Genomic DNA, 12725 nt, shown 5'->3' with positions numbered 1-12725 from the left:
ATTCACGGGCCTGATGGATCATGAATACTCAGAACATGGCAGCCCTAAGCCTGCCTTGAGAGCCTATCCCGGCAGGTGGGAGTCGCTCCTGGCGCGCCTGGCTGGCGTGTGCTACGTTGCCCGTCGTTGCATGGCCCGCCATGCGGCCTCCTCGCGCCTTGCCCACGCCAGCCATGCATCGCCAAGAGCTTCCCCCCACCTACCGGGACAGGCTCAAAGCAATAACGATAGCACTATTCCCAGGAGAGACATGATGTTCAAGCAGAAGCCGCTGGCAGCGGCCGTATCGATGGCAGTCTGGAGTCTTGCGGCCCTGCCGGCCATGGCCCAGGAAGCCACGCCCGACGTTCCGATGCAGACCGTGGAGGTGACCGGTATCCGGGCCTCGCTGGCCAAGTCGCTGTCGGTCAAGCGCGACGCGTCGGCCAACGTCGAGGTGATCACGGCCGAAGACGTGGGCAAGATGCCGGACAAGAACCTGGCCGATTCGCTGCAGCGCCTGGCCGGCGTCGCGGTGCGTACCGACTACGACGAGGCGGAAAAAGTCTCGATGCGCGGTACCAACCCGGATATGTCGCTGATCATCTTCAACGGCCACGCGGTCAGCAGCGCCGACTGGTACGTCGCCGACCAGGCCTCGAGCTCGCGCTCGACCAGCCTGTCGCTGATGCCGTCGCACGTGCTGCAGCAGGCCGTGGTCTACAAATCCTCGCAGGCGAACATCGTCGATGGCGGCCTGGCCGGCACCATCAATGTCTCCACCCGCAAGCCCCTGTCGCAGAAAGAGCGCTTCTCGGGCGTGGTCAGCGTCGGCGCCAGCTACGCCGACCTGCCGGGCCGCTACGCGCCGGACATGAACGGTTCGGTCACCTGGAAGAATGAAGAAGGCACCTTTGGCGTGTTGGCCGCGCTGTTCGCCGAAAAACGTCACGTGCGGCGCGACTCGGTGTCGCGTTTCGCCTACGGCACCAATAGCGGCTGGGACGTGATCAATACCTCGACCATGCTCGGGATTACCGACGCCTCGCTGGCCGGCACCGGCTACACCGCCGCCGACCTGAATGGCGTGCGCCTGCCGGGCTCGATGAGCTCCGAGTTCGTCGAATCGGTGCGCGACCGCAAGGGCGGCATGCTGTCGCTGCAGTTCAAGCCGAACCGCGACCTCGACGTCACCATGACGGGCTTTCACTCGGCGATGGATGCGGACAACCATGGCCGCCTGAGTTCGAGCGCCATCTACTCCATGCTGCTCGGTAAAAACCAGCCTCTGGGATCGACGGTCGCCACCGCCGCCAACACCAATTCCAACGGCCAGCGCGTGTACGCGCAAATCCGCAATCCGGTGATCGTCGACGAGACCACGGTCTACGGCCACCCGCTGAAGGTGCTGAAGTCCGCCGACATCATGTTCCCCGACGAGACCACGCCGCAATACGTCGGCAACTCGGAAGGCTTCTTCCGCGACGGCGCCAAGGCCGAAAGCTCCTTCCTCGACCTCGACGCCAAGTACCGCGTCAACGACGACCTGACCGTCAAGACCCTGCTGTCGGCCACCCGCGGCGTCGGCCAGACCAAGCTCGACCAGGGCCTGACGCTGGCGCGCTACGGCACCGGCATCTCGTATGCGCTGGGCGACCTGCACGACGCGCCATTCGTCCAGTACCACAACGCCGGCAGCAACCAGCCGGGCCTGAACGCCGATGGCAGCGGCTACACCATCGTCGACCGCGCCGCTTCCGGCGTGAAGACCGTCGACAAGGAGTGGAGCGCGCAGTTCGACGCCGAGTACCGCCTCGATCGCGGCATCTTCCAGTCGCTGGAAAGCGGCGTGCGTTTCGCCGACCACAAGCGTACCAGCGGCCGTCGCGGCCCTGCCTTCCGCAACGGCATTACGGTCGACCCGGTCACCGGCCGCGTGGTGTCCAACACGCCGACGCCGACCACCGGCTGGCAGGCGTTCCCGGGCGACTTCGGCGACGGCCTCGATGGCCCGGCGGGCTGGGACAACACAGGCTTCACCTACACGCCGGAAGCGATCAAGGAATACATCGCCAATAACACCAAGGTCACCAGCGATGCCTGGGAGCGCCGCGTCAACTCCGAGATCGACATGCAGGAGCGCCAGAGCGCGGCCTACGTGATGGCCAACCTGGAAGGCGAGCGCTGGTCGGGCAACGTCGGCGTGCGCTTCACCCGCACCGAGGTCAAGGCCAATATCGCCACCCCGATCCCGGCCGGCGCCTGCCAGCGCGTGGAGCCGGGCAGCCCGCCGGTCACCTGCGCCGCCTACCCGGGTGCGATCACCGATGCCGGCGACGCCACCGCCTACTTCGACGGTATGCCGTTCAATCCGCTGGGCGGCATCATGTACTACAAGACGCCGACCAAGCGCACCTTCGACGACTGGCTGCCAAGCCTGAACCTGCGCTACGACATGGGCAACAGCATGCTGGCGCGCTTCGGCGTCAGCCGCACCATCGGCCGCCAGAACTACAACCTGCTGGGCAGCGGCTTCGGCACCCCGGGCTGCGACGCCAACGGCTGCCGCGTGACCGGTCCGAACCCGGACATGGAACCGCAGACCGCGGACAACCTCGACCTGTCGTGGTCGTGGTACTTCGCGCCGCGTTCGATCGTGGCGGTGAGCGTGTTCCACTCGTCGATCGACGGCTATCCGAAGACCGGCGCCGTGGGCAGCTCCACCGTCGACCTGCTCGACCCGCGCGACCAGACCGTGAAGACCTTCTTCATCAACACGGCATCGCAGCAGGGCGCCAAGATCAACGGCATCGAGCTGCAGTACGAGCAGCCGTTCGGCAAGACCAACTTCGGCTTTACCTCGAACGTCAGCCGCGCCAAGACCAAGGTCGACGACGGCCGTCCGATGGTGGGCGCGTCCGAATGGACCGGCAATATCGGCCTGTACTACGAGGACGCCAAGCTGTCGTCGCGCCTGGTGGCGAACTACCGCGGCGAGTACGTGAACAGCACTACCGCGCCGTCGCCGACCGCCAACAGCCAGGGTCTCTCGGTGATCAACGGTATCGCGATGCCGACCGCGCCGACCTATGCCGACGCGGTGACCACGCTGGCGTTCTCCGCCAACTACTACTTCACCAAGAACCTGGAACTCGCGTTCAGCGCGACCAACCTGACCAATGCCAAGCGCGCCCAGTATCGCTACAGCGAAGCCGAGCCGCAGAAGCTGGACGTCAGCGGCCGCCAGTATTACCTGAACCTGCGCTACAAGTTCTGATCGGGTAGGGCGGATCGTTCGCACCGCACCGTACGTCGTCCCCGCGCAGGCGGGGACCCAAGTCCTTTGTGTAGCCACTGCATTTTATGTGGCCACTGCGCTCGGAAACTTGGGTCCCCGCCTTCGCGGGGACGACGTCGTTTACCTGCGGGGAGTATTGACGCGCACAGTGTGCGTCACCTAACGGTGCTACCGCCCCGGTTTCGATAAGATGCATCTGTCCGAGTGAGGAACGCGCGATTCGATTCGCTGCCATCCAACACCTCGACAGGTTAGCCGGTCGCCTCGAGGATCGGCACCAGATTCGGGGACCGCGCCAGCCGCAGGCGAAGCGCGGGCCCGCAACGGAAGCGGAGGTCGTCATGTCCGATGTCAAGCATCCACCCAAGCACCTGGTGCGCGCCTATCTCGAGCGTCGCTCGCGCGATCCGAAGCCGCCGCCGACGCCCGAGGAGATCCGGCGCCAGCTTGGCTGGGGCATGCTGATGCCGGCCGATCTCAAGATGGGCACCACCCGCTCCTGAGCGCCACTGTTTCTTGCGCCGGCACCGCACCGGGACCGGCGCCCAGCCCCACCACAGGAGACATCCATGACCAGCAAGATCGGCAGCAAACACATCGCCCAGCACCGCGGCAAGAAGGAACGCCAGGAGATCAAGCGCGCCAACGTGGCCCGCGAAGCCGTGCGCCAGGCCGAGGCCCGCGCCAAGTACCGCAACCAGCCGAAAGGCCAGGCCCAGCGCGAACAGGCGCAAACCGCCGCCTGATCCACCGTACCTGCAGCACACGGCCCACCCGCGAGGTGGGCTTTTTTTCGTCCTTGCGGTGCCAAAGTGGCGCAGCTCGCCGAAGCATTCGCCATTCGCCGCCTCCCGTCCGCCATTCGCCGAATACCGCTTTCGCGGTTGCCTTCCACCTTGTTATCGTGTATCCAGTTCGATAACAAGAGGAGTGAACGACATGAATTCCGAAGATGCCTACCGCTGGCGCAAGCAGGTGCTCTGGGGCCTGCTCCTGATCGTCGTCGGCGCCGTGGTGCTGCTCGACCGCCTGTACTATATCGATGCCCAGGACTACTGGCATTACGCACCGTTGCTGCTGGTCGTGGTGGGCATCAACCAGACCATCGGCTATCCGAGCCCGAAGGAATTCGGCAACGGCCTGTGGACCGTGTTCACCGGCCTGTGGCTGTTCGCCGTGTTCGAGAACGCCTTCGGCCTCACTTTCCGCAACAGCTGGCCGCTGTTCATCCTGATGTGGGGCGTCAAGCTGGTGCTCGACCCGTTCATCGCACGCCGCTTCGCCAATAACAACCGGGGCAACCGCCATGAAAAATGATCCGCACCCAAGAAACGCGACCACCCAGGTGGTGCTCGGCCTGCTCGTCATCGCGATGGGCCTGCTGTTCCTGCTCGATAACCTGGGCTTCGTCGACATGCACCGCGCCTTCTCGTTCTGGCCGATGCTGTTCGTGATCGTCGGCACCGTCAAGCTGTGCGACACCCGGACCCAGGGCGGCACCATGCTGGGCGCAGCGATGGTCGGCATCGGCGTCCTGTTGATGCTGGACCGGATGGACATCATCGACTTCAGCTGGCGCACCATCTGGCCGCTGGTCCTGATCGGCCTGGGCGGCTTTTTGGTTGCGAAGGCAATCCGCGGCAAGCGTGCGCAGGAGAGCGGGGTGGCGATGCTCGATGGCGCCCCGGTCGGCGCCGGCGAAGTGATCGACGTCACCGCCATCCTGGGCGCCTACGAACGCCGCGTGACCACCCAGGACTTCCGCGGCGGCGAGATCACGGCGGTGATGGGCGGCTGCGAACTCGATATGCGCGGCGCCTCGATCCGCGGCGAGGCGGTGATCAATGTGTTCGCCTTCTGGGGCGGCGTGACCATCAAGTGCCCGCCCGACTGGTCGGTGAGCCTGCAAGGCACGCCGATCCTGGGCGGCTTCGAGGAAAAGACCATCGCGCCGCCGGACGACAGCAAGCGCCTGGTCATCCGCGGCTACGCGATCATGGGTGGCGTGGAAATCCGCAACTGATGGGCGGCGGCTTCTGGGCCCGGCGCAGCGCCGCGCTGTACCTGGCGGCGTGGCTGATGCTGGGGCTGATGCTGGCCGGGCTGCTGGACGCTACCAGCGGCGCCGGCCTGGCGGCCAGCCTGGTATTCGCGCTGCCGCTGGTGCTGGTCTACGCCGCCGTGTGCGGCTTCTCGGCCTATTACCTGTGCCGCGCCTATCCACTGGGGCGCAGGTCGACGCCGGCGGTGCTGGCCGTGTTCTTCGCCAGCGCCGTATTTGCGGCCCTGCTGTGGTGCTCGGCCGCATCCGCCTGGGCCGCCGGCTGGCAGTGGCTGGCGCCGCGGACCGAAGGCGTCGTGATGTCGCGGCCGCTCACCGCGGCGATGTTCGGGGTCGGGGTGCTGCTGTACGGGATGAGCGCCTGCGCCCACTACCTGGCGCTGGAGTTCGAGCGGGCGCGCGGCCTGGAGCGGCGCGAGCTGGAGCTGAAGCTGCTGGCCCAGGACGCCGAACTGCGCATGTTGCGCACCCAGATCGATCCGCACTTCCTGTTCAACAGCCTCAATTCGATCAGCGCCCTGACCGCGATCGATGCCGGCGCGGCGCGCGACATGACCTTGCAGCTGGCGGGGTTCTTTCGCCATACGCTGGGGCTGGAAGCACACCGCAAGGTGACGCTGCTGGCCGAGGTGGAGCTGGTCGAGCGCTTCGTGGCGATCGAGCAGGTGCGCTTCGGGCCGCGCCTGGCCTTCGAATGCCAGGCGGGCGCGGATGCCGAAGCCTGCCTGCTGCCGCCGATGATCCTGCAGCCGCTGGTCGAGAACGCGGTCAAGCACGGCATCGGCCAGTTGCTGGACGGCGGCGTGGTGCGCGTGCGGGCCGAGCGCGCCGGGTCGCAGCTGAAGCTGCGGGTCGAGAACGACGTCGATCCGGATGCGAGCGCGAAGGCGGCTGGCGGCGGCATCGGCCTGGCCAATGTGCGCGAGCGCCTGCGCGCCGCGTATGGCATCGAAGCGAGCGTGCATGCGACACGCGTGGACAATCTGTTCCGGGTGGACCTTGTGCTGCCCGCGGAGGTGGAACAATGAGCGGAGAACGAGGGATGCGAACCCTGATCGTGGACGATGAACACCTGGCGCGGGCGGTCCTGCGCGAATACCTGGCGGCGCATGCGGACGTCGAGATCGTCGGCGAATGCGCCAACGGCTTCGAGGCGGTGAAGGCGATCGCCGAGCACGATCCCGACCTGGTCTTTCTGGACATCCAGATGCCCAAGCTCGATGGCTTCGAGGTGGTGGAGCTGGCCGGCAGCAAGCCGCACTATGTGTTCGCCACCGCCTATGACCAGTTCGCGCTGCGCGCCTTCGAAGTGCATGCGGTCGACTACCTGCTCAAGCCGTTTTCGCGCGAGCGGCTGGCCGAGGCGCTGGCGCAGGTACGCCTGCGTGCGCCGCAGCCGGCCCGGATCGAGGCCGTGGTCAAGGAGGCCCAGGCGCGCCAGCAGCCGCTGGAACGGATCCTGATCCGCGACGGCGCCCGCGTGCACGTGGTGGCGGCCGGCAGCATCGACTATATCGAGGCCCAGGACGATTATGTGCAGGTCAATGCCGATGGCAAGGGCTACCTGAAGCACCAGCGGCTGTCGGAACTCGAAGCGCAGCTGGACCCGGGCGTGTTCGTGCGCATCCACCGCTCCTACATCGTCAATGTCGGCGCGGTCGAGCGCATCGAGCCGGTCAGCAAGGACAACCATTGCGCGGTGCTGAAAAGCGGCGTGAAGCTGCCGATCAGCCGCAGCGGTTACCAGAAGGTGCGCGACCTACTGGCGTGAGTCGAGCTCCCACCAGGTGGGCATCAATGACCTGATGCCCGGCTGGGAGAAGCGGTCGTCGATCAGCCACACCACGCCGCGATCCTGCTCGGTGCGGATCACCCGGCCGGCCGCCTGCACCACCTTCTGGATGCCGGGGTACAGGTAGGTGTAGTCGTAGCCGGCGCCGAACAGCGCCTGCATCCGTTCGCGCAGCTGCTCGTTGACCGGGTTCACCTGCGGCAGGCCGAGGGTGGCGACGAAAGCGCCGATCAGGCGCTCGCCCGGCAGGTCGACGCCTTCGCCGAAGGCGCCGCCCAGCACGGCGAAACCGATGCCCGATCCACCAACGGCGAAACGGTCGATGAAGCCTTGCCGTTCATGCTCGCTCATGCGGCGCTCCTGGCGCCAGGTCGGCACGCCGGGGTCGAGGCGCGCCAGCGCCTGCGCCACCTGGTCCAGGTAATCGAAGCTGCTGAAGAAGGCCAGGTAGTTACCCGGCCGTTCGGCGTATTGGCGCGCGATCAGTTCGGCGATCGGCTGCACCGACGCGGCGCGCCTTTGGTAGCGGGTCGAGATGCCGTGCGCCACGTGGACGTCGAGCTGGCTGGCCCTGAACGGGGACTCGACCTCGACCCAGGCGGTATCGGCCGGCAGGCCGAGCGTGTCGAGGCAGTAGTGCCAGGGACCGAGCGTGGCCGAGAACAGGGTGCTCGAGTGCGTCGCCGCGAAGCGCGGGCCGAGGAAGGGCGCCGGCACCACGTTGCGGATGCAGATGGTCGAGTCGCGCAGGGTGGGGCGGTCGGCGTCCCGGCCCAGGTCGCACAGCGAGTGCGGTCCGAACGATTCCGCCAGGCGCACGAACTGCATCGCATCGAAATAAAAGCGCTGCAGGTCGCGCTCGAGCGGGCCGGGGAAGGCGGCCAGGTGTTCGTTGATGGCGCTGCCCATTTCCTGCAGTGCATCCACCAGCTTCGACGGGATTTTTTCAAGTAGTTGATACGGCGCCGGCGCCGTCTTGTCGACCGCGGTCCAGGCGCGACCGACCTTCTCCAGCGTCTTCCTGACGGCTGGCGGCGCATCGGCGCGCGCCAGGCGTAGCAGTTCGCGATCGAGTTCGGTGCTGTACATCGAGCGCGCGCGGCCGACCAGGTTGTGGGCCTCGTCGACCAGCACGCTGGTCTTCCAGCCATTGGCCAGCCCCAGCGCGTACAGCATGGCGCTGCCGTCGAAATAATAATTGTAGTCGCCGACGATCAGGTCGGACCAGCGCGCCATTTCGCTGCCCAGGTAGTAGGGGCAGACCTCGTGCGCCAGCGCGACTTCGCGCAGCGCGTCGCGGTCCAGCACCTGCACGGTCGCCGCGGCCGCCGCGCGCGCCGCCGGCAGGCGGTCGTAGAATCCACGGGCCAGCGGGCAGGACAAGCCGTGGCATTCCTTGTCGGGATGTTCGCAGGCCTTGTCGCGCGCGGTCAGTTCCAGCACCCGCAGCGGCGCCCGGCCATCGGCGCACAGCTTCTCGGCGCCATCGAGCGCCAGGCGCCGGCCGGGCGTCTTCGCGGCCAGGAAGAACACCTTGTCGAGTTTTTCCCGTGGCATGGCCTTGAGCACCGGGAACAGGCTGCCCACGGTCTTGCCGATGCCGGTCGGGGCTTGCGCCAGCAGGCAGCGGCCGCTGGCATTGGCGCGGTAGATGTTCTCGGCGAGCTGGCGCTGGCCGGGCCGGAAGTCGGCGTGCGGGAAGCGCAACTCAGCCAGGGCGGCGTCGCGCGCCGCGCGGTGCGCCGCTTCGCTGGCAGCCCAGTCCGAGAAACGCGCGCACAGTGCCTCGAAATGCTCGCGCAGCCAGGCGCGCTCGCGCGTCTCGCGCAGCACCGTCTCGGCGCCGCTGCCGATGTCGTAGTAGACCAGGGCCAGGTTGACCGACGCCATGTCCTGCTCCTCGCACAGCAGGTGGCCGTACACGCGCAACTGGGCCCAGTGCAGGTGGCGGTGGTTGTCGGGGATGGCGTCGACCCGGCCGCGGTGGGTCTTGACCTCTTCGATCAGGTTCTCGTTGACGTCGTAGCCATCGGCGCGGCCGCGCACGTGCAGGTCGTTCCACTGCCCGGACAGCGATACTTCGCAGCGGTAGCCGTCGCCGCGGCGGCCAGCGACGACGACGTGGCCCTGGATGCCTTCCTGGGCGCTGGGCGAGGGCGTGAAGCGCAGGTCGAGGTCACCCTGCTTGGCGGTGAACTCGCACAGGGCGCGGACGGCGATGGTGTAGGTCACGAACGCTTATGCCGCCATCTCTGATGCCGCCAACTGTGAGACTTCGGCCCACTGCAGGTAGCACACCGAGACCGGCATGCCGTGCGCGGCGCAGTAGTCGATCCAGCGCAGCTGGTTGTCCTGCAGGCGGTCGCCCGGTCCCTTCACCTCGATCATCAGGTAGCGGCCTTCGCCCGGCCAGAACTGGATCAGGTCGGGGAAGCCGTTGCGGTTCTCCTTGACGTCGGCCAGGATGCGCTCGCACCACTTGCGCAGGTGGGCGGGCGGGATGCAGGCAAGGGCCAGCTCGATGACGTCCAGCGGCATGCCGTCCCAGTGCACGAACGGGGACTGCAGGCCGGCTTTTTCGTGGTACGTGCGCCGGATCGAGTCGCGGTAGCTGCCGTCGTCCAGCTCCGCCAGGCAGGCGGCGAATTCGTGCTGCCTGCGCGTGTGGAAGTCGGCGCTGTGCAGGTCGGCCGGTCCGCGGTGGAAGGGGTGGAAGAAGGCGCCCGGAATGGCGGCGAACACGGCGCGCCAGCACAACAGGCCGAACAGGGTATTGGCCAGCGCATTCTCGACGTAGAATACGGGCGCCGCGTCGGTCGACAGGTGGCCGCGCACGGCGCCTTCGACCCAGCGTTCGCCGTTCGGCGGCGCCAGGCACAGCTCGATGCGCTCGACCGGGGTCTTGCCGCGCGCGGGCAGGCGCGCGTGGCCGAGGCGGCGCGCCAGGCGCGGCGCGATGCGGGCCAGGTGCTGGCGCTCGGCCTCGTTCTCGGGCGCAGATTGCGCTTCAAGCAATAGGGCATGGGCCTGCTCGAAGCGCTCGTGCTTCTCGAGCACGCGGATCGCGCGCCCGCGCGCGCCGGGGAAGCGGCAGGCTGCATAGGCGGCGTAGGCGCCGTCCCAGTTTTTCAGCTTTTCGTAGTGTTGGCCGATCTGGAAGGTGAGCTTCTCGCGCCGGCTCTCGAGCCAGTCGTTGTCGAAGGCGTGCCGGGGCAGGTCGCGCACCACCTCGTCGACATCCTCGCCGGCGGCGAAGCGTTCGCGGCAGGCGTACAGCTGCAGGTAGTGGTCGACGTCGGCCCGCTTGCGGAAACCGCGCGAGGCGGACGAGATGTCCACCGTCTCGTAGCGGAACAGGCCGAGGTCGGACAGCACGAAGTCGGTCCAGCCCTGGTGCAGGTTGCCGAAGAAGACCAGGCGCAGGCGGTCGCACAGCGGCTTGACCAGGATGCGCCAGGCGACGTCGGGGCAGGCTGGATGCCAGCTTGAAAAGCGTTGGGCGTCGGGGCACACGGGGCGCAGCGCTTCGAGCTGTTCTTCCTTGCGCGCGGTCTTGCGCTGCAGGCGGGCGCCGAAGGCGTCGGCCAGCTCGGGCTTGGACAGCAGGTCGAACAATTCGTCGAGCGACATCTCGGGATCGGCTTCGATCCAGCCGGTGCCGAGCAGGTGCCGCGCGGCGTCGACCGGGCAGCCGATCTCGGCATAGTTCAGCTTGCTGGCGCGGAACAGCTGCCCCTTGCGCATGACCATGCGCACGAACAGGGCGCGCGCATTGCGCGGCAGGGCGGGGAAGGCCGCCAGGAAGGCGTGCTCGCCGTCGTCGAGCAGGTCGCCATAGCGTTCGCCGATCCAGTCGAGGACACGCTGGAAGTTATCCAGATAATAAAACTCGTTTTCCAACACCCTGATCATGACCGAACGCCCACCTGTACTTATATACAGTATAGCGCGTTCCGGCCACGATGGGCTAGCGGGCTGGCGGTACCGCCGGCGCCTCGTCTTCCGCAGGGGCGGCGTGGCCGTTCGCGTGGTAGATCACGGCCGAGATCAGGGCGACGTCGCTATCGTCCTGGGCCTCGCCGGCGCGGGCCGGATTGACCGTCCGGGCCGGACGCGCGGCCTGGCGCGGCGCCGGTCGCGTGGCCTGGGCACGGGGCCGGGCCTGCGCCGCGATGCGTGGCGAGGCGGTTCTGGCCACGACCGGGGGCGCCGCCAGGACTGGCGCGGGCGCGGCGGGGGCGGGTTCCAGCAGGCGCAGCGGAGGAACCGGCGCCGCGTCGACGATCACGGCCGTCTCGACCGGCGCGGGCGGTGCGCTCGCGACCGGAGCCGGGGCGTCAGGAACGGCCATCTCGAGCGGCGCCGGCCCGGTCCCGGCCGCCAGCCAGGCCAGGGTTGCCGTCAATCCCATCGCCACCACGGACGCCGCCCCGTACCAGGCCAGGCGCATACCCTGGCTGGCGCCGGCACGCCGGGCCGGTTCGCGCTCGAGCCTGGCGAGAATGCTGTCTTCACGGCCGCCGCGGCGTGGCGACGACATCAGGTTGGGGCGCATATGGGCATGCATGCGGTTGTCTTGATTTTCGTCTGATGGACGCACGACATTACTCCTAAGATTGGCTTCTGCTGTTCTGATTAGAAACAATCCTGGGGAAACCGATGCTGATCTTTATCGCCCTTCTGTACGTTTGTCTCGCATCCGGCCTGGCCTGGCTTGTTCTTTTTCCAAGTGGACGCTCGCTGGTGGCGCGCGGCATGCACATCGTGCGCGGCCTGGCGGGGCGCGCGGGCGGCTTGCGCCATGCCGGCGCGCGCGCCGCCGGCGCCGTGTACGACGGCGTGACGCTGTCGCTGCGCGAGCGGGTGCTGCAGGGGGTGCGCCGGCACCGGGTGCTGCTGGCGATCGGCGCGCCGGCGGTGCTGATCCCGTCGCTGCTGGCGCTGGCCCTGAGCAATCCGGCCATGCTGCCGGTGTACGAGGGCAATGCCGCCCTCCCTGACGCGCAGGTGGCGGCGCTGCTGGCCGGCGAGCAACTGGTGCCGCCGGTGGCCCTGCCGCCGAGCGTGTTCACCACGGCCGAGGTCGAACTGGTGCGGCCGATGCTGGTCACGGCCAGCCGCAACTGGGGCTTGCTGCATCCCGACTTCAGCCAGCGCCTGCTGCTGGCGTTCAAGATCATGAAGGAACAGCACGGCTACGAGATGGCCTTGCTCGAGGGCTATCGCAGCCCGGCGCGCCAGGACGAGCTGGCGGCCGCCGGCGGCCACGTCACCAATGCGCGCGCCTTCCAGAGCTGGCACCAGTACGGCCTGGCGGCCGATTGCGCCTTTCTGCGCGACGGCAAGCTGGTGATTACCGAAAAAGATCCCTGGGCCATGCGCGGCTACCAGCTGTATGGCCAGGTGGCCGAATCGCTGGGCCTGACCTGGGGTGGGCGCTGGAAGATGATGGACCTGGGCCATATCGAATTGCGGATGCGCGGCGTCATGCAGCGCTGAGGGCGTGTTGCGCATTTTTCCGGATCTGGGCTGCATTGTGCAGAGTCAAGCAGCGCCACCTAGGCCCATGCGACCATTTCCTGTGAGATTTTTTC

11 protein-coding genes are annotated in these 12725 nt (G+C 67.5%); 8 read left to right on the top strand and 3 right to left on the bottom strand.

All coding sequences use genetic code 11. The features are described 5' to 3' along the window. Positions 1-250: 250 nt before the first annotated feature. The 7 genes from Q9246_RS20630 to Q9246_RS20600 all read left to right on the top strand — a co-directional run bounded on the left by Q9246_RS20630 (position 251) and on the right by Q9246_RS20600 (position 7110). The gene (locus Q9246_RS20630) at positions 251-3256 is read left to right on the top strand and encodes a TonB-dependent receptor (RefSeq protein ID WP_306392644.1); all 3006 of its coding nucleotides are present in this window, start codon (positions 251-253) and stop codon (positions 3254-3256) included. 362 nt (positions 3257-3618) lie between these two features. After that, positions 3619-3780: a hypothetical protein gene (locus Q9246_RS20625; protein ID WP_306392642.1), complete on the top strand. Its 162-nt coding sequence runs from the start codon at positions 3619-3621 to the stop codon at positions 3778-3780. A gap of 66 nt (positions 3781-3846) precedes the next feature. Further along, positions 3847-4023 (top strand): hypothetical protein, encoded by a 177-nt coding sequence (locus Q9246_RS20620; RefSeq protein WP_306392640.1) that lies wholly within the window; start codon positions 3847-3849, stop codon positions 4021-4023. A 193-nt stretch (positions 4024-4216) separates the two neighbouring features. After that, the gene (locus Q9246_RS20615) at positions 4217-4594 is read left to right on the top strand and encodes a LiaF transmembrane domain-containing protein (protein WP_306392639.1); all 378 of its coding nucleotides are present in this window, start codon (positions 4217-4219) and stop codon (positions 4592-4594) included. Then, entirely contained in the window at positions 4584-5300 is a 717-nt protein-coding gene (locus Q9246_RS20610; RefSeq protein WP_306392635.1) for a LiaI-LiaF-like domain-containing protein, read from the top strand. Before Q9246_RS20615 ends, Q9246_RS20610 begins: the two co-directional genes overlap by 11 nt. Then, positions 5300-6367, top strand: a complete 1068-nt coding sequence (locus Q9246_RS20605) for a sensor histidine kinase (protein WP_306392633.1) — start codon at positions 5300-5302, stop codon at positions 6365-6367. The genes Q9246_RS20610 and Q9246_RS20605 overlap by 1 nt, the downstream gene beginning before the upstream one ends. A 14-nt stretch (positions 6368-6381) precedes the next feature. Then, positions 6382-7110, top strand: a complete 729-nt coding sequence (locus tag Q9246_RS20600; RefSeq protein ID WP_306392632.1) for a LytR/AlgR family response regulator transcription factor — start codon at positions 6382-6384, stop codon at positions 7108-7110. On the opposite strand, the gene Q9246_RS20595 is transcribed toward Q9246_RS20600, so the two are convergent. The 3 genes from Q9246_RS20595 to Q9246_RS20585 are packed head-to-tail and all read right to left on the bottom strand — an operon-like array spanning position 7099 to position 11731. After that, positions 7099-9363 carry an ATP-dependent DNA helicase gene (locus Q9246_RS20595; RefSeq protein WP_306392631.1) on the bottom strand — a complete coding sequence of 755 codons (2265 nt, stop codon included), beginning with the start codon at positions 9361-9363 and terminating at the stop codon, positions 7099-7101. The genes Q9246_RS20600 and Q9246_RS20595 overlap by 12 nt on opposite strands. 6 nt (positions 9364-9369) lie before the next feature. Beyond that, a complete protein-coding gene (locus tag Q9246_RS20590) occupies positions 9370-11043 on the bottom strand; it encodes a VRR-NUC domain-containing protein (RefSeq protein ID WP_306392629.1) in 1674 nt (557 codons plus the stop codon). Positions 11044-11098: 55 nt separating this feature from the next. Next, complete coding sequence (locus tag Q9246_RS20585; RefSeq protein ID WP_306392628.1) at positions 11099-11731, bottom strand: hypothetical protein; 633 nt, start codon at positions 11729-11731, stop codon at positions 11099-11101. Between the two features lie 59 nt (positions 11732-11790). Here Q9246_RS20585 and Q9246_RS20580 point away from each other — a divergent pair, with 59 nt between their 5' ends. Continuing rightward, complete coding sequence (locus Q9246_RS20580) at positions 11791-12630, top strand: M15 family metallopeptidase (RefSeq protein WP_306392626.1); 840 nt, start codon at positions 11791-11793, stop codon at positions 12628-12630. Positions 12631-12725 lie beyond the last annotated feature (95 nt).

Origin of the sequence: Telluria beijingensis (assembly GCF_030770395.1) — a bacterium.
Lineage (GTDB): Bacteria > Pseudomonadota > Gammaproteobacteria > Burkholderiales > Burkholderiaceae_D > Telluria > Telluria beijingensis.
Note: the sequence above shows the minus strand (reverse complement) of the source record. Positions and strands in the feature narration are given on the sequence as shown.

What these genes read in the sequence shown, in the direction of transcription:
- Q9246_RS20630 (WP_306392644.1), top strand. Translation starts at nt 251, where the DNA reads ATGATGTTCAAGCAGAAGCCGCTGGCAGCGGCCGTATCGATGGCAGTC.
- Q9246_RS20625 (WP_306392642.1), top strand. Translation starts at nt 3,619, where the DNA reads ATGTCCGATGTCAAGCATCCACCCAAGCACCTGGTGCGCGCCTATCTC.
- Q9246_RS20620 (WP_306392640.1), top strand. Translation starts at nt 3,847, where the DNA reads ATGACCAGCAAGATCGGCAGCAAACACATCGCCCAGCACCGCGGCAAG.
- Q9246_RS20615 (WP_306392639.1), top strand. Translation starts at nt 4,217, where the DNA reads ATGAATTCCGAAGATGCCTACCGCTGGCGCAAGCAGGTGCTCTGGGGC.
- Q9246_RS20610 (WP_306392635.1), top strand. Translation starts at nt 4,584, where the DNA reads ATGAAAAATGATCCGCACCCAAGAAACGCGACCACCCAGGTGGTGCTC.
- Q9246_RS20605 (WP_306392633.1), top strand. Translation starts at nt 5,300, where the DNA reads ATGGGCGGCGGCTTCTGGGCCCGGCGCAGCGCCGCGCTGTACCTGGCG.
- Q9246_RS20600 (WP_306392632.1), top strand. Translation starts at nt 6,382, where the DNA reads ATGCGAACCCTGATCGTGGACGATGAACACCTGGCGCGGGCGGTCCTG.
- Q9246_RS20590 (WP_306392629.1), bottom strand. Translation starts at nt 11,043, where the DNA reads ATGATCAGGGTGTTGGAAAACGAGTTTTATTATCTGGATAACTTCCAG.
- Q9246_RS20580 (WP_306392626.1), top strand. Translation starts at nt 11,791, where the DNA reads ATGCTGATCTTTATCGCCCTTCTGTACGTTTGTCTCGCATCCGGCCTG.